The following is a 19,261-nucleotide window of genomic DNA, read 5'->3' as shown; positions in this document are numbered from 1 at the left end:
CCTTTCGAAATGCGTTCCGATCTGTGGGTGGAAAACACGCGACCGGAGAGGGGCCGTCCGTACTCGTACGACGGATTCCGATGCAACGACACCGTTATAAAGATGTACTTATTTGTACATTGTAACGCAGTCTTGATCATTGTTGATCACTATGAAAACATACATTCGACGAGTGACCGACGGCGAGGATCTCACGCAAACGGCGGCGCGTGAAGCAGCAGCGGCCGTGTTCGAGAACGCAACCGAAGCGCAGGTCGGCGCGCTCCTCGCCGGCCTCCGGGCGAAGGGCGAAACGGAGGCCGAGATCGCCGGGTTCGCCGGGGGAATGCGTGCCGCCGCGCGAACGATCGATCCGGATCGAGCGCCGCTAGTCGACACCTGCGGGACGGGCGGGGATGGCCACGACACCATCAACGTCTCGACGACGAGCGCGTTCGTCGCCGCCGGAGCCGGCGTGCCGATCGCGAAACACGGGAACTACTCGGTCTCGTCGTCCTCTGGGAGCGCCGACGTGCTCGAAGAGGTCGGTGTCACCATCGACGCCGAGCCGCCGGCCGTTGAGCGTTGCATCGAGACGACAGGGATGGGGTTCATGCTCGCCCCCGTGTTCCATCCGGCGATGAAAGCGGTGATAGGACCGCGGAAAGAGCTCGGCATGCGGACGATCTTCAACGTCCTCGGCCCGCTGACGAATCCGGCGGGGGCTGACGCACAGGTCGTCGGCGTCTACGATCCCGAGCTGGTCCCGGTGTTGGCCGACGCGCTCTCTCGGATGGCCGTCGAACGAGCGATCGTCGTCCACGGCTCCGGGCTCGACGAGTTCGGCATCCACGGCGAATCGACGGTCGCCGAAGTCGACGGCGATTCCGTCGAGCGATACACGGTCGAACCGGACGACATCGGCCTCGAGCGATACGATCTCTCGGAGGTCGCCGGTGGGTCGCCCTCAGAGAACGCCGACGACATGCGCGGGATCCTGGACGGATCGGTCGACGGCGCAAAGCGGGCGATCATCCTCGCGAACGCGGGCGCGGCGATCTACGTCTCCGGATCCGCCGAGAGCATCGAAGCCGGCGTCGACGCGGCGCGGGAGGCGATCGACTCCGGAGCGGCGAGACGGCAGTTGGAATCGCTCCGCGAGTTCGCGCCATGACCCGGGTGAAGATCTGCGGGATCACGACGCGGGAGGACCTCGACGCCGTCGTCGATGCGGGGGCCGACGCCGTCGGGTTCACCGTCGACGTTCCCGTGGAGACGCCGAGGAAGATCGACGCCGATCTGGCTGCCGAACTCGTCGACGCGACGCCGCCGTTCGTCACGACGGTCCTGGTGACGATGCCGACGGCGATCGGGCGAACGATCGAATTGGTCGAGACGGTCCGGCCGGACGTCGTGCAGATTCACGGCGATCTGACGCCGGACGAGCTGGCCGACTTCGCGGCGACGGTTCGAGCGGACGTAATAAAGGCCGTCTCGCCCGACGACGCCGAACGGTACGATACGGCCGCCGACGCGCTGCTCGTCGACTCGCTCGACGCGTCGGGGGCGGGCGGAACCGGCGAGCGTCACGACTGGACGCGGACCCGCGAACTCGTGGCGACTCTCGCTTCGCCGATCGTGCTGGCGGGGGGATTGACGCCCGAGAACGTCGCCGACGCGGTCGAGAATGTCGTCCCCTTCGGCGTCGACGTCGCGAGCGGGGTCGAGGCGTGGCCGGGGCGGAAGGACCCGAGCGCCGTTTCGTCCTTCGTCGCACGGGCGGGTGATCGACCGTGATCGCCGAATCGGAGTTCGTCGAGTTGGCCGCCGACGGGCCAGCCGTGATCCGAACCGTCGCCGAGTTGGGCGTCGAGCCGGAGCCGCTAGATGCGTACGCGGCATTGACCGGCCGAACGACGGACGCGACACCTGCGGACCACACGTTCCTTCTCGAGAGCGCCGGCAAGGTCGCATCGAGCGATCCAGATGGCGCGTTTCGAGCCGGGGACGGGGCCGACCGCCACGCGCGGTACTCGTTCGTCGGCTACGATCCCGCCGCCGTCGTGACCGTCGACGGCGACGCGAGCGCGACGGTCGACGTCCTCGACGATCGGTACGAGGGCGCCTTCGAGCCGAACGGCGGCGACACGGTCGCGACGCTTCGGGAGACGCTTCCGGACGCGTCGCTCCGCAACTTTCCCGAGACGGAGCGCCAGCAGCTACAGGGCGGGCTCGTCGGGTTCTTGGCGTACGACGCGGTCTACGATCTCTGGCTCGAGGAGGTCGGGATCGAACAGCCCGAATCACGGGTGCCGAACGCTCAGTTCGTGTTGACGACCAAGACGCTGGTCTTCGACGACGCCGCGGAGACCGTGTCGCTCGTATTCACGCCGCTAGTTCGTCCCGACGATGACCCACGCGAGATCTACGGGGGACTCGAAGCCGAAGTCGACCGCGTCGAATCGCTGCTCTTGGCGCGGGAGCCGCTCGAGACGGGCGGCTTCACTCCGATCGACGAGCGGGCGGGACCGAAAGCCGAGTACGAGGCGTCAGTCCGGCGCGCGAAAGAGCACGTCCTCGACGGTGACATCTATCAGGGCGTAATCTCACGAACGAGAGAGCTCGACGGCGATATCGATCCCCTCGGCCTCTACGAGGCGCTGCGGTCGATCAACCCGTCGCCGTACATGTACGTCCTCGATTACGACGACCTCGCGGTGGTCGGGGCCTCGCCGGAGACGCTCGTCTCCGTCCGCGGGCGAGAAGTTATGAGCAACCCCATCGCCGGCACGTGCGCCCGAGGAACGAGCCCGGTCGAGGACCGACGGCTCGCGGGCGAGATGCTCGCCGACGACAAGGAACGGGCCGAACACACGATGTTGGTTGATCTCGCCCGCAACGACGTTCGTCGAGTCAGTGAGGCCGGGAGCGTCCGCGTCGAGGAGTTCATGAACGTCCTGAAATACAGCCACGTCCAGCACATCGAGTCAACGGTCACGGGACTGCTTGCCGACGACTGCGACGCCTTCGACGCGACGCGCGCATCGTTCCCCGCCGGGACGCTCTCTGGTGCGCCAAAGATCCGGGCGATGGAGATCATCGACGACCTCGAACGGCGACCGCGGGGCGTCTACGGGGGCGGCGTCGGGTACTACTCCTGGAGCGGCGACGCTGACTTCGCGATCGTGATCCGGACCGCCACGGTCGAGCGCGGCGGGGGCGCGGACGGAACCGATCGGGTGACGGTTCGAGCCGGGGCCGGGATCGTTGCCGATTCCGATCCCGAGCGCGAGTACGAGGAGACCGAGAAGAAGATGGACGGCGTCGTCACGGCCCTGCGGGAGATCCAAACCGGCGCGCCGGAGGTGTCGCGATGACGACGGTGCTGTTCATCGATAACTTCGATTCGTTCACGTACAACATCGTCGAGTACGTCAGCCAACACGATGGGACGACGGTCGAAGTGTTGCGGAACACCGTCGAACTCGAAGCGGTTCGAGCGGTCGATCCCGACGCGATCGTCATCTCGCCGGGACCGGGACACCCCAAGAACGACCGCGACGTGGGCGTGACCATGGACGTGCTCAGGCAGGTGAGCCCGGACGTCCCGACCCTTGGGATCTGTCTGGGGCTCGAGGCGGCCGTCTACGAGTACGGCGGCACGGTCGACCGCGCACCGGAGCCGATACACGGCAAGGCGTTCCCGGTCGATCACGACGAATCGGGGGTTTTCCGCGGCCTCGAACAGGGATTCCAGGGCGGTCGGTATCACTCTCTCGTCGCGCTCGACGTCCCCGATTGTTTCGAGATCACCGCCACGACGGATCACGACGGTACAGCGTTGGTAATGGGGATCCGCCACCGAGAGTACCCGATCGAGTGTGTGCAGTTCCACCCCGAATCGGTGCTGACGGCGGCCGGACACGACATCATCGAGAATTTCTTGCGGAGCGTGTAGCCGACCGTCGGCTGCGGTGACTGCACGGTCGTCTGATTCGAGGGGGGAATATCTGAGATACGTGAATTATGGATCTGTCAATCATCTAGTAGCATGGCAGCCGGATAGCGTCAGCGACGTTTTGCGACCGGACGGCCGAGTGAACGCCACCTCGACAGTCGAGTCGCGACATCCGCCTCGATACGGTGCCGAATCGTGCCGCGGTGAACCCCCGAATATTTCCAATGGAAATACTGCTTCTGTCATTCGGTTAGACGGATCTTAATTTCACTTTCACTCCGGACCGCAAATCCTTATATATACTCCGTTTGTTCGTATCGTTCGTACGCGTGGGGCACACACACAGCAGAGACAAAGCACAGCACCGTGTGCCCTCAGCAAAGCATCGATTCGCCGATACATTCCCCGATGCCAAGGGTTATTTGGTACGCAGCAGTACGCAGATTCCGTCAAGATGATTCGCACAGCACACGTCGTTGGGAGACAGAGAGGGGATAGAATGATCGTATCAAGCCGGAGAGTCGAGTAATGAGCGGGAGTGATCTCTCCGCGGACGAAATTACGCTTCCGATCAAACGAACGACCGGAGATACGCTGGAAGACCGGCTCACGGGGAACGCGTATCACAACATTCTCCCGGCGCGGTATCTCCGGAAGGACGCCGACGGTGAGCTCACCGAAACCCAAGAGGACCTCTTCGTCCGCGTCGCGCGGAACGTCGCGTTGGCCGAAGCGGTCTTCGAGGCTGAAAAGCAGGGCGTCGAGGTCACCGTCACGCCCGAACAGCTCAAGCCGGGGCACCCCCGACGCGGCGAACTCGCCGCCGAGGTCTTCGGCGCGGGCGTCACCGCCGATGCCGACGCCGAGACGGCGCTGTCGGTGTACAACGTCAACAAGTTCGCCTACGAGACGGTCGTTCCGGAGCTTCCCAAGGACGTTCGGGCACACGTCGAGGCGACCGCGGACGCCTTCCGAGAGCAGATGGAACTGCTCTCGTTCATCCCGAACTCCCCGACACTGATGAACGCCGGCGACGAACTCCAGCAGCTCTCGGCCTGCTTCGTCGACTCGCCGGACGACGACATCGACGACATCCACCAGACGGCAAAGGAGGCCGCACAGGTGTTCCAGTCGGGTGGCGGCATGGGCTACGCGTTCTGGCGACTTCGCCCCTACGGCGACGCGGTCGGCTCGACGGGCGGGATCGCCTCCGGGCCGATCACGTTCATGCGGACGTACGATCAGATGTGCGAGACGATCGCCCAGGGCGGCGCGCGGCGCGGCGCACAGATGGGCGTCATGCGGGTGTCTCACCCCGACGTCATCCAGTTCATCCACGCGAAGAACAAGGACGTGTCGCTGGCCGAGACGCTCCGGCTGAACGATCCCGACGACTTCACCCACACCTCCTTCGCCGACGCGCTGGACGAAGCTCGAGAGCTCATCGACGAGGACGGGAAGGTCCCCGAGCACCTCAGAAACGCCGTCGAGGGGCATCTCTCGAACTTCAACATCTCCGTCGGCGTCACCGACGGCTTCATGGAAGCGCTCAAAGCGGGCGAGGAGTTCGTCTTCACCAACCCCCGAACCGAAGAGCCGCACGTCGCCACGCCCGAGACGAAGGAGCTCTACGACATGTTCGGACTCGGAGAGCACGTCGAGGTCGGCGAGGTGCTCGCCGTACCCGCCGAAAAGCTCTGGGAGCACATCCTCGAGGGCGCCCACGAGAACGGCGAACCGGGCGTCGTCTATCTCGAGCGGATCAACAAAGAACACTCCTTCGACGTCGAGAAACACCCTGACCACCGAATCTTGGCGACGAACCCGTGCGGCGAGCAGCCGCTCGAGGAGTACGAGGCGTGTAACCTCGGCCACATCAACCTCTCGACGATCGTCGACCTAGACGCCCCCGACTGGCGGGTCTGGTACGGCGAACACGGCGACGAGTACGACGGGATGGAGGACGCTGTCGACGCCTTCCTCGAGGAAGCGATCGACTTCGAGGAGTTCGACGAACGTATCGAACTTGGGACCCGGTTCCTCGAGAACGTCGTCACGATGTCGGACTTCCCGGTCGAGAAGATCGAACAGAAAGTGCGCGCGATGCGGAAGATCGGCCTCGGCGTGATGGGACTGGCCCAGTTGTACATCCAGCTCGGAATCAGATACGGCAGCGACGAGGGTAACGAGGTCGCCCGACAGGTGATGCGCCACATCAACCACGAGTCGAAGTGGGCCTCCCACGAGCTCGCCGAGGAGCGCGGTGCCTTCGAGGAGTTCGAGAAGAGCAAGTACGCGGATCCGACCGAGTACCGCGAGTGGTTCGAAAAGCAGACCGGGCTCGACGCCGACGAGTGGGCCGACGGCTTCGAGATGCGGAACCACAACACGACGACGATCGCCCCAACGGGCACGACGTCGATGGTCGGCAACACGACCGGCGGCTGTGAGCCGATCTACAACGTCGCCTACTACAAGAACGTCTCCGACGACGTGCAGGGCGACGAGATGCTCGTCGAGTTCGACGATTACTTCCTCCGCGTACTGGAGGAGAACGGCCTCGACGTCGAGGCGGTGAAAGAGGAAGCCCAAGAGCAAATGGCGACCAACCGGTTCGACGGCATCGACGGCCTCTCGACGGTTCCCGACGCGATCGGCGAACTGTTCGTAACGACCGGCGATCTCGTCGCGAAAGATCACGCGGGCGTCCAGGTCGCTTGCCAGGAGGGCGTCGACTCGGCCATCTCGAAGACCGTCAACGCGCCGAACGACTCGACGTTGGAGGACGCCAAGGAGGTCTTCGAGTACATTTACGACCACGGCGGCAAGGGCGTCACCTACTACCGCGACGGCACGCGCTCGAAGCAGGTGCTCACGACGCGCGCGCAGAACGCCGAATTCTCCGACATGGGCGAGGCGGAGGCGGCCGAAGCCATCGTCGAGAACATCCAAGAGATCTTCGGCGGGATCGAAGGATTCCTCGACAGCGATGAGGTCGCGGCAGTCCTCGAGACGGACGTTCGAGAGCTCCTCGACGTCTCGCCGAGACTCGGCAAGAAGCAGGCGCGCCCCGACGTGCTCCACGGCGTCACCCAGCGGATCGACACCGGCTACGGAAAGCTCTACGTCAACATCAACGAGAACCCCGAGAACGGCCGGCCGTTCGAGCTGTTCGCCAACATCGGCAACTCCGGCGGATTCACCGCCTCGTTCACCGAGGCGCTCGCGAAGACGATCTCGACGGCGCTTCGGTCCGGCGTCGATCCCCAAGAGATCGCCGACGAGCTGCAGGGCATCCGCTCGCCGAAGGTCGCGTGGGACAAGGGCGAGCAGATCAACTCGATCCCGGACGCGATCGGGACGGCGATGCGCCGCTACCTCGACGGCGAGGTCGACAAGGCGTATCCACAACAGCAGAATCTCACCGAGATCGCCGACGATGCCGACGTCGAATCCAACGTCGAGACCGAGATGACGCCGCCGGAAACCGACGGCGGCGCGGTGTCGGCGGGCGAGCCGGCACCGTCACCCAACGACGACACCGACACCACCCAGTCGCTCATCGATGCCGGCGAATCGCCGGAGTGTCCCGACTGCGGGAACATGACGCTGTACTACTCGGAGGGCTGCAAGACCTGCGAGAGCTGCGGCTGGTCCGAGTGTTAAATCGGTAGCGATTCGCCGTGACAGAGCTCCGGAGCCCGTCGACGCCCCGGAGGATTTTTGTCCGCCTCAGTCCCCAACGTAGTATGGACGAGGCGTCTCACGGCCGCCCGTGTCCGATGTGCGACACACAGATGTACAAGCGACACTGCAAGTACGTCTGTCCGCAGCACGGGGTCGTAATCGATTGTAGCGATCCGTTCGTGTTCTAGTTAGATCGCCGCATCGTCCGACAGCCGCTCGTAGGCCGGACGCGAGAGCGCCGAGAGGAGCGCGAGCGCGACTGTCGTCCCGATCAGGAGCGGGCTCGCCGACGGTCCGGTGGTCACCAACTGGCCCATAGAAGCGCCGAGCAGGACGGCGGTTCCGACCCACGGCGCTTCGCCGACCGCGGTCCCGAGGACGTACGGGCGGATCGGGACGCCGGCGAGCCCGGCGGCGTACGAAACCGGATCGGTCGGCAGCGGGGCCAACCGGACGGCGACGACCCCGCGGAGATCACCGGTCGTTCGGCGAACAGTCCTCCCGGCGTCGCCGATACGAGCGAGAAGCCCGGCGTCGTGACCGAGGTACCGCGCGAGGAGGTACGGCGGAAACGTCGTCACGACGGCGCCGGCGAGAGCCACCGGGATGGCGGGAGGACCGAACAGGTAGCCGAGAAGGACAGAGAGGGCGCTGATCGGCCACGCGAGCACGGGTCTCGTGATGTAGAGCGCGGCGAGCGCGAACGCGAGCAACGCCGGTCGGTCCGCGAGGAGGTCCATCTTGCCGAGGATCGCCTCCGGCGACGTCGATATCGCCGCGATCGCGGCGATCGCAGCGAGGAGGACGATCCCGAACAGCTGTCGGACGGTCGCGCGATGCACGCTCGGACGATCCGCCTCGGGGGGCAAACCTCTTGTGGTCCCGAGAGGACCCGTAGGCCTATGATGTACCGCCGCATAGCCGACGTGTGTCGACGGACGACCCGGTCGAACTCGGCGTGCAACTGCTCGCTCGACTCGAGCACGCGGAGCTCTCGCTACCGGAGCTGATCGACCGCATCGAAACCGTGAGCACCCACCCGGAGACGACGCGGGCAATCCTCGAAGAGGCGGAACGACGCGGCCACATCAGCCGCGACGGGGAGACGGTGAAACCGGTCTCGGGTCAGTTTCTCAGCTTCGAAAGCGAGGTCGTCACCCGCGGGGGAGAGTTCGAATGTCGCCGGTGTGGGGCGTCGATCTCGACTGGCTACTTTATGAAACTCGAGGCGGGCGAGCACGGGCCGTTCGGATCTTCGTGTATTCGGAAGGTGACTGGGAGGGAATGACAGCGAGTTGGGTTATCGGCCGCGTCGGAGTTCGTCGACGAGCTGTTCGATCAGTTCGCGCTGGGATTCGATGAGTCGGGTCTGTCGGTCGACGCGTTCGGAAAGTTCGTCGACGCGATCGACCAGCGCGTCGAGTTCCGCACTCGGCTCGTTCGCAGTTGGCGCGGACGGCGTCTCCCCCGAGGACGACGCGACCGTCGACCGGAGTGCGCCGTCGCGATCGTCGTCACGGTCGCTGGAGGCAACCGGCCCGGCGTCGGAGGCGGGCGACCATCCCGCGGAGACGAAATCGTCGTCAACCGGGTCCGACCCGGTAGCGACGGCGTCCACGTCGCGATCGGTCTCCATCGAAGGCGACGATTCGCCCGAGGGATCTTCGACGTCCGGATCCGCGAGTTCGGTGCGGAGTTCCTCGATCGATCCGACGTCGTGAAAGCCGAACACCGCGTCTTGGATCACGCGGCGGACGGTCCCCGCGTGTTCGTTGGGGACCTTGACGCGCCGCCGTCGCTCTCGCGTCTCGAGGACGACCTGTGTGGCCACGCTGCCGCGCTCGAAATCGAGGGCGGACAGATCGGCGTACTCGACGGTCTCGAAATCGCCGTCCCAGACCGCGCTACCGACGTGCTCGAAGAGACGCTGATCGGTGACAATGAGGGTCAGCTCGCTGAATCGGAAGATCGCCGCGATGTCCTCGTCGTCGGAGACGACGCCGTTCGTCAGCAGAATGCCCCGCATCATCGACTCGACGACGGAATCCGTGATCTCCGACGGGACGGTGAAACTCGCCTCGCTGTCGATCGTTTCGAGGTGGATCGAGCTCTTTCGGCGTTTCGTCCGGACGGTGATGCGCTCGACAGCGTGATCGAACGTCTCGATGGATTCGTCCTTCAGAAGGCCCTCGGAGCGATAGAGATGGGTCGCGTGGTCGGTCACCGCGATCGTATCGCCCCCGCCGACCTCGATAACGTCAGTGACCGCCGCGTCGTCGACGCTATCCGACAGCAGATCCGGGAAGTCGTGCATACTTGTGCTGTCCTCGCACCGAAGCATAAAATGGGGTGATCGTGCGGGCGGATGACACCCCTAATCGGCAGACGGAGATAGGAAGCTTGAAGGGCGAGAGCGAGCAATCCGAAGATGAGCCCGGGTGGCTTAGCTGGACATAGCGCCGCACTCATAGGGTACGAGGCGGTACCGCGATGTCCTGAGGCGCTGCCTGCGCCTCGTTCCTGGGACATGCGGAGATCGAGGGTTCGGAGCCCTCCCCGGGCATGCTTTTATCGGGACGCATCGGCGCGTAGCCGGTGCGCCGGAGCGATATTGCGCGCCGTGGTGAACGATGACCGGCGGCGGGTACGACATGGACACGAGTTCGTTGAAACCACTTCGAGTTATATTGGTTGGAAGCTTCCAATAGAAGAAACTACATACAGTTACGTCGTCGGCGCGCGTTCCGAAATGTTTTCTGCTGGGGTCGACGCACGATTTAACGACATGTCCAGTGAATCCGATGCGGAGACCGAAACGCAAAACACGGTCCGAGAGCGTCATCGCGAAACCGCCGCCGAAGTATGCCCGTCGAACACCGGCATCTACATCGGCGGCGAGTTCGTACCGGCGGCGGCCGACGAGACCTTCGAGACTATCGATCCGACGACCGGCGAAGTGCTCACAGCGGTCGCTCGCGGGCGAGACGAGGACGTCGACGGGGCGGTCGAGGCCGCGTGGGAGGCGTTCGAGTCGACGTGGGCCGGGTACTCGGCCGGCCGCCGACAGCGAGTGCTGACCGACATCGCGGACGCGATCGAGGCCCGCACCGAGGAACTCGCCCAGTTGGAGACGCTCGACAACGGCAAGCCCGTCTCCGAGGCTACGATCGACGTCCGAGGCGCGGCCGAGCAGTTCCGGTACTTCGCGGGGATCGTCCGGGAGAATCCGGGCGAGACGATGAACGGCGGCTCGCGGTACGGTCAGGTGGTCAAGGAGCCCTACGGCGTCGTCGGGCAGATCATCCCGTGGAACTTCCCGCTCATGATGGCCGCTTGGAAGCTCGCGCCCGCGCTGGCGGCGGGGAACTGTTCGGTCCTCAAACCGGCCGAACAGACGCCCCTGTCGGCGCTTCGGCTTGCCGAACTGATCGACGACATCGTTCCCGACGGCGTCGTCAACGTCGTCCCCGGTTATGGCGAGGAGGCGGGGGCGGCGGTGAGTGGACACCCGGACGTCCGGAAGCTCGCCTTTACCGGCTCCACGGCGGTCGGCAAGCAGGTGATGAAGCGCGCCGCAGACACCGTGACGGACGTGACGTTGGAGCTCGGCGGCAAGAGCCCGGTCGTCGTGTTCCCGGACGTGGACGTCGACAGGGCGGTGTCGCTCGTCTCGACGGCGATCTTCTATAACACGGGCGAGTGCTGCGAGGCCGGCTCCCGGCTCTTCGTACACGAAAGGATCGCCGACGGCGTGCTCGATGGACTCGTCGAATCGGTCGACGACATGACGATCGGAGACCCGTTGCGCGAGGAGACCGACCTCGGTCCGAAGGTGTCACGCGAACAGGTCGGCCGGACGCTCGACTATCTGACGCGAGCCCGAGAGGAGGGCGGCGAGTTCCTCACGGGCGGCGGGCAGCCAGACGACGGGGCGCTTTCGGAGGGGTGCTACGTCGAACCCACGCTCATCGACGCGCTCGATCACGGCTCGACGGCCGCCCAAGAGGAGATCTTCGGCCCCGTCCTCACGGTGTTCCGGTGGGAGGAGTACGACGAGATGATCCGGCTGGCGAACGACGTCGAGTACGGACTGGCCGGCGGCGTCATCACGGACGACATCACCAAGGCGAATCGGACGGCTCGCGATATCGAGGCCGGATACATCTGGATCAACAGCTACCACGATCTCATCCCGGGGCTCCCGTTCGGCGGATACAAACAGTCCGGGATCGGTCGCGAACTCGGCGCGGAGACGCTCGACCATTATCAGCAGACGAAGACTATCAATCTCTCGCTTCGATAGAGAATTCCTCTGGATTGCCGAAGGGATCCATGCACTCCCTCCACGAGGAACCGAGCGCCGCCGCCGAAGAACGGGCCGCATACGTGCCGGCAGACGACGATAGCCCATCTCGATTCGCGGGCGCTGCGGTCGCGCTCTCCTCGGATCAATCAATGATGATTAAATGACATATTTATAAATTCTATCGGAGATAGTGGCAAGGATTTATTACGAATCGGATTTCTAGGCGACACGAAAATTATTGAATTATTGATAAGTTATAAGTGCGTGGCGCTCCTATGACCGACTGCAATGAGCACCCAAAAAGAGACCCAACAGAAAGCGGGCACCGTCGAAGAGAACGCGCTGCGACTCGACACCGAGAAGGCCGAACAGATCGTCGACGCGCTGAACACAGACCTCGCCGACGCTTACGTCTTGTACCACCAGCTACACAAACACCACTGGAACGTCGAGGGCGCGGAGTTCCTCGAGATCCACCGGTTCCTCCAGGAGGTGTACGAGGACGTCGAGGACGCGGCCGACGAACTCGCGGAACGGCTCCAAGCGCTGGGCGGGGTTCCGCACGCCAGCATGACGACGCTCGCCGAAAACGCGACGGTCGAAGCCGAGGACGAGGACGTCTACGACGTCCGCACCTCCCTCGAGAACGACCTCGAGATGATGGGCGATATGATCGAGAGCTACCGTCAACACATCGAACTCGCCGACGGACTCGGCGATTACTCGACGGGCGAGATGCTCCGCGAACAGCTCGAAACGATCGAAGAACACGCCCACCACATCGAACACTACCTCGAGGACGACACGCTCGTCCTCGAATCCGCGACAAGCTGAGGTGACGTTCGAATCTACCTGACGTCGGGTGCCGTCTCGTCGGTCCGTCCCGGCAGTTCGAGTTCTATTTCAAGTTCCGGTTCGTCGACGCCCTCGAAGTCTATCTCGAGTTCGATCGGCTCGCCGAACGCGAAGGGCAGTTCCCACTCGTCGGTGACGAGTCGGAGTTCGTCGCCGTCGCGGAGCTGTTCGCCCAGTCGGATGAGGAACTCACCGGCTTCGCGCGCGTCCAGTCGGTACTCCGTTTCGAAGTTTCGACCCTCGCGAATCACCGTGCGATCGGTATCGACTTCGGGTGACTCTGGCTCCTCCGTCGTGTCGGGCGTATCGGACATGGGGTTATCGGCGTACGTCGACGGTGAGGTCGCTTGCGATCCATCCGTCGGTGTTTCCGGACTCGATGAACACCGACTTCTCGGGACAGCTCTCACAGCGGGTGATGTCGGGACAGCGATCGGACGTCGAGCCGGTCGTCCGCTCCGATCGGCGTCGAGTGCTGGCGGCCATTACTGCCATTTAGGCGTGCCTAAAACAAAAAGGATGCGGTTCGGCACAACTGCGTCAGCATCACACATTGCGGTCGATGTTCGGATCGGCGTGGATGGAGAACGGAGCCGCTTTCAGAACGGCATCAGTTCCCGCGGACGGATCGAGCAGCGATACGGCGAGCCTGTCGGCGATCTCCGGGCTGACGTGCCCCGTAACCGCCAACGTCTCGCGGTGGGGAGCTTCGAGCTCCAGCACGTCTCGAAAGAGCCGCACGAACGTCGCGTACGTGTTAGCCAGCTTCGCGGCCGTCTCACGTCCCTCCTCGGTGAGCGCCGCCCCGCGTACGGCTCGTAGGTGAGCAGTCCGCGGGATTCGAGGCGCTGTACCATCTCCGTGGTCGCCGATGGTGGCTTCCCGACCGCATCCGCGATCCGACTCCCTCGTCGGCGAGGGTCTCGATTCATCGCCGGAGTGGTTCGAGCGTCGTGCCCCTCATTCTCGATCGGTCGTCGCAGTTTCGGCGCTCAGCGCCTGACCCACCGGCCGATCGGCTGTTCGGCGGTGATATCGAAGATCTCGAACCGACTGGCATGGGCTACGATCCAGACGACGCGGCCCCGTGGTCGTGGAATCTGAAAGCTGACCTGTTCGTTGATGACCTGGAGTGATCGGAGCTGCTGGACCCGTTGCGGTCACACGGTCCCGAATCCTAACCTCACGATTCGTTATCGCAGACCAGGCTCAGCGTCCGAATCAAATCGTGAGTTACTCCGGCTAAATATATATGTATGGGATAATCTTTGAGCAGCGCAGTTAGAACTAGCCAGTATGTAATAACACTACCTGGCCTCTGGCTGCGGGTGAAAAAATGAATCTTAAAAAGCTATTCGATACAAACGACGATCGAGCAGTTTCTCCTGTCATAGGAGTCATACTCATGGTCGCTATCACCGTGATTCTTGCAGCCGTGATCGGGACCTTCGTGCTCAATCTCGGCGATAGCGTTGATTCCGAAGTCCAAGCAGGAGCATCTATTGAAGGCGATGAAACGTCAAATGTGACCGTGACGTACACAAGTGAGGGAACGTCCGAGAAACTAAATATTACTAATGGAACACATGTGGGGACTATCGAAAATGTCGGTGGCTCAGTGAGTCTTAATAGCAGTGCTGATGGAGCTGGTGATTATTCAGTTGTCGCGGTTGCCGAAGACGGAAAAGAAACTGTCGTACGAACATTTACATTAGCTGAATCATAGGAACAGCCGTCTAAACGGTAATGCGAGTTCATTTTTTATGAAGCAAATTGGCCAACAACTTGCTCGGGTATATAACGCAAAGGAACCCTTCGGAGAGTAGCCGCCCTCCTTCTTGCCCATTTTGCGCCGTCGATGGATCCATACCGTTAGCGATTGACTCTGGTTGACCGCAAGAGGGCGGCGGGCCGTAGTCGATCAGGGGTTCAGATCCGTTCTGAGATCCCGGTAGTACCCTTATAAGGGGAATTGCACACGGCTCCGCAGTATGGTGGTTTTCGAGGTCGAAGACCGAGAAGTGGGGACGGAGGGATTTGAACCCCCGGTCTACTGATATCTCCGGTATGCGCCTCGGATCTCCAGAGGGTCGTCAACGCGGAGCGATGATCAGTCGTCCGCTCGGTATATCAGTCTGGAGTCTCGTCACCGGGCGCGTGGCCTCTGGAGTCAGTCGCCATCCCTGGCTTGGCCACGTCCCCTCGATGCATCGTACCTCCGGTTTGGGTAAAGGGGTTTCGATTCGCGGTACCGAAGGCCGTCGCGACCGCTCGCCGAGAACGGCGTGGTGAGAAAGCCCCGCGGCAGATATATGTTATTAATCAACGAAGTTCGAGGCGGCATGTACACGATCGTAGCCGGGGGCGATCAGCACCGAGATCGGGCGTCAAGCAGGTGCGCTCGGTGCTGGAAGATGCCGGATTTGACGTGATTTTTGAGGAGTTCAGCCACGAGGATCCGGTCGAGGGCGTCCTCCGACTCACGGACGAGTACGGTGCCGATCTGCTCGTCGTGGCCGGTCGAAAACGGTCACCGACGCGGGAATCCCTGTTCGGAAGCGTCAGCCAGCAGGTCATGCCGGACACGGATCTGCCGGTGTTAGTCCGTGACCCGGGGTGAAGTCGTCGCCCACGGACTCCGTGCTGCCCTCGCGGCGCGGTTCGGATGTTCTTTTCAGTCGGACTACCGATCGGTGTCGCGCCACTCGCAGTCCTGGCACTTGTATCCCGTGACGAACTCCGTGACGCTCGGCATGTAGCCCACCGAGAGCACGTTGCCGCCGCACTCGGGGCACTCTCGGTCGGCGTCCTCGATCGCCTCGGCGTCCATCACTCGCTCGCCCTCGATCAGTTCGGCGAGCTTTTCCGGAGTCACCATACGTCCCTCGACGACGCGATTGTCGGCCATGGCCGTACACCCGCGCCGGAGGGTCCTAAGCCTGACCGTTGCGGCCGGGACGTGCGGACGGTCCACCTCAGCTGTCGGGGCTGTAGTTCGGCGCTTCGTCGGTGATCACGACGTCGTGGGCGTGGCTTTCGGTCTGTCCCGCCGAGGAGACGCGGACGAACTCGCTTCGCGCTTTGAACTCCGGGATCGTCGCCGCGCCGACGTAGCCCATCCCCGACTGCATGCCGCCGACGAGTTGGTGGAGTTCGGAGGCGAGCGGCCCCTTGTACGGGGTCGCGGCCTCGACGCCCTCGGGGACGAACTCCTCGTCTTCGCTCTCCTCTTTTAGGTAGCGATCGCCGCCGCCGTCGTTCATCGCGCCGACGGATCCCATCCCGCGGTACTGCTTGTATCGCTTGCCGTTCATCGTGATGACGCGGCCGGGAGCCTCGTCGGTGCCGGCGAAGTACGAGCCGAGCATGACCGCGTCCGCGCCCGCGGCGATCGCCTTGATCGCGTCGCCGGAGTACCGAATACCACCGTCAGCGATGACCGGCACGTCGTGTCGAGCGGCGACATCCGCGACCTCCGAGACGGCCGTGATCTGGGGCATGCCGGAGCCGGAGACGATCCGCGTCGTACAGATCGAGCCGGGGCCGATGCCGACCTTGATCCCGTCGGCGAAGTCGACGATCGCCTCGGCGGCTTCGCGCGTGCCGACGTTGCCGACGACCACGTCGGCGTCGATCTCGGCTTTGATGTCGCGGGCGGAGTCGATAACGTTGAGATTGTGCGCGTGCGCACAGTCGATGAACACCACGTCTGCGCCGGCGTCGTCCGCCGCTCTGGCGCGGTCGCGTTCGAACGGCCCCACGGCGACGCCGGCCACCAACGCTCCGTCCTCGTCGCGGGCGGCGTTGTCGTGCTCTCTGCGCGCGAGGACGCCGGCCATCGTGACGAGCCCCGTCAATCGGTTCCCCTCGTCGACGATCGGAACGCGCTCGATCTTATGTTCGTACATCAGCTCGAGCGCCTCGCGCGGCGTCACATCCTCGCTCGCGGTGACGACCTCGTCGGTCATCGCCTCGCGGACGGCATCGTACTCGCCGACCTCGAGGTACGGCCGGATGTCCGTGCCGGAGATGATCCCGAGGACGACGTCGTCCTCGTCGACGACGGGCGCCCCGGAGACGCCCTCGCGCTCCATCATCGCGTCGACCTCACGAACCGTCTGCTCGGGGGATGCCGTGACGACATCGCGGATGATGAGCTCGTCGGCGCGCTTGATTCGCTCGACGTGTGCCGCGGTCTCCTCGACGGTCATGTTCCGGTGGAGGACGCCGAGGCCGCCCTCGCGGGCCATCTCGATCGCGAGAACGGCCTCGGTGACGGTGTCCATCGCCGCCGATAGGACCGGGAGGTTCAGCGAGACGTTCGTCGACACGCGGGTTGCCATGTCGGCGTCGTCCGGTTCGACGCGGCTCTCTTTCGGTCTGAGCAATACATCGTCGAACGTCAGCGCCTCGGATACGCGGAGTTTTTCGGAGAAGGGTTCGTCGCTCGCCATGTAAACCGTCGGAATCCCCGGCCCAAAAGCGTTGCGAGAGCACGACTCCGTGATGGTCGCCGGCACGGCTCGCGGGCTCAGCGCGGCCGTCCCCGTCTCGCCGGTCGGATCTCGACGGCAACGTCCAGAGACATACATTACTCGACGCTTCTGCGCATTCGTAGCTAGCCGCGAGATTTTACGCCCCGATCGTCAACATCCTTGCGAAATGAGCCACCGATCGTCAGCCGTATGCGGACGATGACCACACAACATTTATTATAGTCTCGGACAGACCAATAGATATGGACTCCGCAAGTCCCATCGCACAGCGCATCGCCGGCGAGCACGCCCTCGACACCGGCATTACATTTACAGTTGCGATGCGGACGAAAAACGCGGAGAATACCCTCAAATCGTTCGAATCCGGATGCCGCCCGGGGGGGTATCGCCATCGTCACCACCGCTCCTACGGTGAGGGACCGCTGGCCTGACGGATGAGCACGTCCAGACACCCGGTCGCACTCCGCTTAGAGCGACGCGTCGGCGAGGGCACTCGGCTCCTCGCCACCGTCATGGCGCTGCCGCTCTTGGACGGCATCTTCGCGGCGCTCGTCCTCGCGGGTGCGATCTCGTCGATTCTCGGCATGATCGAGATCGGGCTGTTGATCTTCGGCGGGAGCGCCACGCTCGCCGTCGTCCTCGCCGAGATGGAGGGCAGCCGCCGCGACCGCGCCCGCAACGTCCTGTTGGTCGGGGCGATCGTCGTCCCGCTCGCGGCGGTGCAGGCCGCCATCGCGCCGACTATCGAGTCGATGCTGGCGATGGAGATCTTCGAGCGCTTCGCTGCCCTGGTCATCCTCGCGATCGCCGCCAAGACCGCGAGCGCAACTGTCGGCGAGTACCTGCCGAGCCCCGGCGTGGTCATCGGCCTCGGACTGATCGCTAGCTTCCGGCCGAACGGCTTCGAGATCGCGCTCATCTCCGAGCCGGTGTACGTCCTCTACGGGACGGGCGCCGCGATGATCGGCGTCGGCTTCGCGCTCTCGGTCGCCCTCTTGGGCCCGTGGCTGCGCGGCAACGTCGACATCGACCGCTTCCGCTTCGGCAGCGCCGTCGCGCTCGGCGTCCTGCCGCTGACCATCCTCGAGGTCGGCCCGATCACGGGCGAGGAGCCGCTGGCGCTCATCGTCCTCGCGTTGACCGCCCTGTTGGCGTTCAACCCCGAGGGCGCGATCGACGTCAGCGGCCCGGTGTCCGATCCCGACGCCTCGGCGGCAGCGACCGACGGCGGTCCCGACGCCGACGACGAGGAACTCCTCGACGAGGAGGTCGGACCCAACGAGGAGTCCGAGCGCGGCTCCCCCGGCGTCTCCGACGGAGACCGCGCTCCGTGGCTCTGAGGCGAACTATCGTCACGGCGTGCGGAGCTGCCCGTCCACATCGCCGACTGGAACTGCCGGTCCAACAGTCGACATGATCGGCGTCACTCGGAACGAGCGACGACGCGAAGCCTGTAGTTTAAGCCGTCGCCCACCTACTGCGTCGTATGTTCCAGCCGGCCGCCCCGTTGCTCGCGGCCGCCGAATGGCTGTTCGGAACGTTCGGCCCGTTTCTCATTCCGGCGACGCTGTTCGCGTTGGGACTCGTCGGGTATTTGCTCCTCTACGCGCTCGAGCGATCTCGGACGGATGATTGGTTCGTCGAGGACGATTGACATCCTCCCCGCCCTGAAGGGCGAAGATTCCACGAAGTGGATATTCAGGTTGCGCGTTTCCTCGGGGTTCAAGTACGCTTTCGCGTGACCCGTCGAAGGTTGCCACCGAGTTGTGACCAACGATGTGCGTTTCAGTGCGTGTAGCCCTGTCAATGGGGCCTTCCTCCCCGCATACAGCGGGCGTCAGCGACGGATGGCTATTCAACCAGCGAGGTAGCACGGTTCGCCTCACCCAAAGTGTTAGGCCGTGCATGGTTCACCCTCCCGTTGTGCGATATTCTCCGACGCGTTCAGGTCGGCGTGGCGTCCACGGTTACACTCCGAAC

Annotated in this window: 23 protein-coding genes, 2 tRNA genes and 1 pseudogene; 17 read left to right on the top strand and 9 right to left on the bottom strand. The window is 63.9% G+C overall.

Annotated features, from left to right (window positions below; all coding sequences use genetic code 11):
• Positions 1-151: 151 nt before the first annotated feature.
• The 6 genes from trpD to DM868_RS15595 all read left to right on the top strand — a co-directional run bounded on the left by trpD (position 152) and on the right by DM868_RS15595 (position 7,812).
• Entirely contained in the window at positions 152-1,153 is a 1,002-nt protein-coding gene (gene trpD, locus DM868_RS00100) for an anthranilate phosphoribosyltransferase (protein WP_137274800.1), read from the top strand.
• The gene (locus DM868_RS00095) at positions 1,150-1,776 is read left to right on the top strand and encodes a phosphoribosylanthranilate isomerase (protein ID WP_137274799.1); all 627 of its coding nucleotides are present in this window, start codon (positions 1,150-1,152) and stop codon (positions 1,774-1,776) included. The genes trpD and DM868_RS00095 overlap by 4 nt, the downstream gene beginning before the upstream one ends.
• Positions 1,773-3,356, top strand: a complete 1,584-nt coding sequence (gene trpE, locus DM868_RS00090) for an anthranilate synthase component I (RefSeq protein WP_137274798.1) — start codon at positions 1,773-1,775, stop codon at positions 3,354-3,356. Before DM868_RS00095 ends, trpE begins: the two co-directional genes overlap by 4 nt.
• Positions 3,353-3,937 (top strand): anthranilate synthase component II, encoded by a 585-nt coding sequence (gene trpG, locus DM868_RS00085; protein ID WP_137274797.1) that lies wholly within the window; start codon positions 3,353-3,355, stop codon positions 3,935-3,937. The genes trpE and trpG overlap by 4 nt, the downstream gene beginning before the upstream one ends.
• A 528-nt stretch (positions 3,938-4,465) precedes the next feature.
• Positions 4,466-7,603 (top strand): adenosylcobalamin-dependent ribonucleoside-diphosphate reductase, encoded by a 3,138-nt coding sequence (locus DM868_RS00080; protein ID WP_137274796.1) that lies wholly within the window; start codon positions 4,466-4,468, stop codon positions 7,601-7,603.
• 83 nt (positions 7,604-7,686) lie between these two features.
• On the top strand, positions 7,687-7,812 hold the full coding sequence (locus tag DM868_RS15595; RefSeq protein ID WP_281280666.1) for an HVO_2523 family zinc finger protein: 126 nt from the start codon (positions 7,687-7,689) through the stop codon (positions 7,810-7,812).
• Here the strand turns inward: DM868_RS15595 and DM868_RS00075 are convergent, their stop codons facing one another.
• Complete coding sequence (locus DM868_RS00075) at positions 7,813-8,466, bottom strand: TVP38/TMEM64 family protein (protein WP_137274795.1); 654 nt, start codon at positions 8,464-8,466, stop codon at positions 7,813-7,815.
• An 86-nt stretch (positions 8,467-8,552) separates the two neighbouring features.
• Between DM868_RS00075 and DM868_RS00070 the strand changes: the two genes are divergently transcribed.
• Positions 8,553-8,912 (top strand): DUF5830 family protein, encoded by a 360-nt coding sequence (locus DM868_RS00070; RefSeq protein WP_137274794.1) that lies wholly within the window; start codon positions 8,553-8,555, stop codon positions 8,910-8,912.
• 12 nt (positions 8,913-8,924) lie between these two features.
• Here DM868_RS00070 and DM868_RS00065 read toward each other — a convergent pair whose 3' ends face one another.
• Positions 8,925-9,938: a DUF7115 domain-containing protein gene (locus DM868_RS00065; protein WP_137274793.1), complete on the bottom strand. Its 1,014-nt coding sequence runs from the start codon at positions 9,936-9,938 to the stop codon at positions 8,925-8,927.
• Positions 9,939-10,056: 118 nt separating this feature from the next.
• Here DM868_RS00065 and DM868_RS14955 point away from each other — a divergent pair.
• From DM868_RS14955 to dpsA, 4 genes are all read left to right on the top strand, one after another.
• Positions 10,057-10,187, top strand: a tRNA-Met gene (locus tag DM868_RS14955).
• Positions 10,188-10,409: 222 nt separating this feature from the next.
• Positions 10,410-11,927: an aldehyde dehydrogenase family protein gene (locus DM868_RS00060; RefSeq protein ID WP_137274792.1), complete on the top strand. Its 1,518-nt coding sequence runs from the start codon at positions 10,410-10,412 to the stop codon at positions 11,925-11,927.
• 29 nt (positions 11,928-11,956) lie between these two features.
• Positions 11,957-12,094, top strand: a complete 138-nt coding sequence (locus DM868_RS14950; protein ID WP_170964391.1) for a hypothetical protein — start codon at positions 11,957-11,959, stop codon at positions 12,092-12,094.
• A 124-nt stretch (positions 12,095-12,218) separates the two neighbouring features.
• Positions 12,219-12,764 carry a DNA starvation/stationary phase protection protein DpsA gene (dpsA, locus tag DM868_RS00055; protein ID WP_137274791.1) on the top strand — a complete coding sequence of 182 codons (546 nt, stop codon included), beginning with the start codon at positions 12,219-12,221 and terminating at the stop codon, positions 12,762-12,764.
• 14 nt (positions 12,765-12,778) lie between these two features.
• Here dpsA and DM868_RS00050 read toward each other — a convergent pair whose 3' ends face one another.
• From DM868_RS00050 to DM868_RS15725, 4 genes and pseudogenes are all read right to left on the bottom strand, one after another.
• Positions 12,779-13,099 (bottom strand): amphi-Trp domain-containing protein, encoded by a 321-nt coding sequence (locus tag DM868_RS00050; RefSeq protein ID WP_137274790.1) that lies wholly within the window; start codon positions 13,097-13,099, stop codon positions 12,779-12,781.
• A gap of 4 nt (positions 13,100-13,103) precedes the next feature.
• Positions 13,104-13,271: a hypothetical protein gene (locus DM868_RS14945; protein WP_170964390.1), complete on the bottom strand. Its 168-nt coding sequence runs from the start codon at positions 13,269-13,271 to the stop codon at positions 13,104-13,106.
• Positions 13,272-13,331: 60 nt separating this feature from the next.
• Positions 13,332-13,526: a hypothetical protein gene (locus tag DM868_RS15380; protein ID WP_246048987.1), complete on the bottom strand. Its 195-nt coding sequence runs from the start codon at positions 13,524-13,526 to the stop codon at positions 13,332-13,334.
• Positions 13,527-13,600: 74 nt separating this feature from the next.
• A pseudogene (locus DM868_RS15725) lies at positions 13,601-13,717 on the bottom strand (helix-turn-helix domain-containing protein); the annotation flags it as partial.
• A gap of 21 nt (positions 13,718-13,738) precedes the next feature.
• Here DM868_RS15725 and DM868_RS00040 point away from each other — a divergent pair.
• Both DM868_RS00040 and DM868_RS00035 read left to right on the top strand, forming a co-directional pair.
• Entirely contained in the window at positions 13,739-13,921 is a 183-nt protein-coding gene (locus DM868_RS00040) for a hypothetical protein (RefSeq protein ID WP_137274788.1), read from the top strand.
• 200 nt (positions 13,922-14,121) lie between these two features.
• Complete coding sequence (locus DM868_RS00035) at positions 14,122-14,511, top strand: type IV pilin (protein WP_137274787.1); 390 nt, start codon at positions 14,122-14,124, stop codon at positions 14,509-14,511.
• 296 nt (positions 14,512-14,807) lie between these two features.
• On the opposite strand, the gene DM868_RS14940 is transcribed toward DM868_RS00035, so the two are convergent.
• Positions 14,808-14,987, bottom strand: a tRNA-Trp gene (locus tag DM868_RS14940).
• Positions 14,988-15,180: 193 nt separating this feature from the next.
• On the opposite strand from DM868_RS14940, the gene DM868_RS00030 reads away from it, so the two are divergent.
• Positions 15,181-15,405, top strand: coding sequence for a universal stress protein (locus tag DM868_RS00030; protein WP_187349116.1), 225 nt, complete (start codon positions 15,181-15,183; stop codon positions 15,403-15,405).
• A gap of 63 nt (positions 15,406-15,468) precedes the next feature.
• Here the strand turns inward: DM868_RS00030 and DM868_RS00025 are convergent, their stop codons facing one another.
• Positions 15,469-15,693 (bottom strand): DUF5795 family protein, encoded by a 225-nt coding sequence (locus DM868_RS00025; protein ID WP_137274786.1) that lies wholly within the window; start codon positions 15,691-15,693, stop codon positions 15,469-15,471.
• A 67-nt stretch (positions 15,694-15,760) separates the two neighbouring features.
• Positions 15,761-17,239: an IMP dehydrogenase gene (guaB, locus tag DM868_RS00020; RefSeq protein ID WP_137274785.1), complete on the bottom strand. Its 1,479-nt coding sequence runs from the start codon at positions 17,237-17,239 to the stop codon at positions 15,761-15,763.
• A 284-nt stretch (positions 17,240-17,523) separates the two neighbouring features.
• On the opposite strand from guaB, the gene DM868_RS00015 reads away from it, so the two are divergent.
• The 3 genes from DM868_RS00015 to DM868_RS14935 all read left to right on the top strand — a co-directional run bounded on the left by DM868_RS00015 (position 17,524) and on the right by DM868_RS14935 (position 18,935).
• A complete protein-coding gene (locus DM868_RS00015) occupies positions 17,524-17,712 on the top strand; it encodes a hypothetical protein (RefSeq protein WP_137274784.1) in 189 nt (62 codons plus the stop codon).
• A gap of 3 nt (positions 17,713-17,715) precedes the next feature.
• The gene (locus tag DM868_RS00010) at positions 17,716-18,621 is read left to right on the top strand and encodes a DUF5794 domain-containing protein (RefSeq protein WP_137274783.1); all 906 of its coding nucleotides are present in this window, start codon (positions 17,716-17,718) and stop codon (positions 18,619-18,621) included.
• 146 nt (positions 18,622-18,767) lie between these two features.
• Positions 18,768-18,935 (top strand): hypothetical protein, encoded by a 168-nt coding sequence (locus DM868_RS14935; protein ID WP_170964389.1) that lies wholly within the window; start codon positions 18,768-18,770, stop codon positions 18,933-18,935.
• Positions 18,936-19,261: the final 326 nt, after the last annotated feature.

The organism is Natronomonas salsuginis (genome assembly GCF_005239135.1).
Lineage (GTDB): Archaea > Halobacteriota > Halobacteria > Halobacteriales > Haloarculaceae > Natronomonas > Natronomonas salsuginis.
The sequence above is the reverse complement of the archived record's forward strand: the minus strand, read 5'-3'. Positions and strand labels throughout refer to the sequence as shown.

Coding starts and splice junctions, on each gene's coding strand:
- trpD (WP_137274800.1), top strand. CDS start 152: ATGAAAACATACATTCGACGAGTGACCGACGGCGAGGATCTCACGCAA.
- DM868_RS00095 (WP_137274799.1), top strand. CDS start 1,150: ATGACCCGGGTGAAGATCTGCGGGATCACGACGCGGGAGGACCTCGAC.
- trpG (WP_137274797.1), top strand. CDS start 3,353: ATGACGACGGTGCTGTTCATCGATAACTTCGATTCGTTCACGTACAAC.
- DM868_RS00080 (WP_137274796.1), top strand. CDS start 4,466: ATGAGCGGGAGTGATCTCTCCGCGGACGAAATTACGCTTCCGATCAAA.
- DM868_RS15595 (WP_281280666.1), top strand. CDS start 7,687: ATGGACGAGGCGTCTCACGGCCGCCCGTGTCCGATGTGCGACACACAG.
- DM868_RS00065 (WP_137274793.1), bottom strand. CDS start 9,938: ATGCACGACTTCCCGGATCTGCTGTCGGATAGCGTCGACGACGCGGCG.
- DM868_RS00060 (WP_137274792.1), top strand. CDS start 10,410: ATGTCCAGTGAATCCGATGCGGAGACCGAAACGCAAAACACGGTCCGA.
- DM868_RS14950 (WP_170964391.1), top strand. CDS start 11,957: ATGCACTCCCTCCACGAGGAACCGAGCGCCGCCGCCGAAGAACGGGCC.
- dpsA (WP_137274791.1), top strand. CDS start 12,219: ATGAGCACCCAAAAAGAGACCCAACAGAAAGCGGGCACCGTCGAAGAG.
- DM868_RS00050 (WP_137274790.1), bottom strand. CDS start 13,099: ATGTCCGATACGCCCGACACGACGGAGGAGCCAGAGTCACCCGAAGTC.
- DM868_RS14945 (WP_170964390.1), bottom strand. CDS start 13,271: ATGGCCGCCAGCACTCGACGCCGATCGGAGCGGACGACCGGCTCGACG.
- DM868_RS00035 (WP_137274787.1), top strand. CDS start 14,122: ATGAATCTTAAAAAGCTATTCGATACAAACGACGATCGAGCAGTTTCT.
- DM868_RS00025 (WP_137274786.1), bottom strand. CDS start 15,693: ATGGCCGACAATCGCGTCGTCGAGGGACGTATGGTGACTCCGGAAAAG.
- guaB (WP_137274785.1), bottom strand. CDS start 17,239: ATGGCGAGCGACGAACCCTTCTCCGAAAAACTCCGCGTATCCGAGGCG.
- DM868_RS00015 (WP_137274784.1), top strand. CDS start 17,524: ATGGACTCCGCAAGTCCCATCGCACAGCGCATCGCCGGCGAGCACGCC.
- DM868_RS00010 (WP_137274783.1), top strand. CDS start 17,716: ATGAGCACGTCCAGACACCCGGTCGCACTCCGCTTAGAGCGACGCGTC.
- DM868_RS14935 (WP_170964389.1), top strand. CDS start 18,768: ATGTTCCAGCCGGCCGCCCCGTTGCTCGCGGCCGCCGAATGGCTGTTC.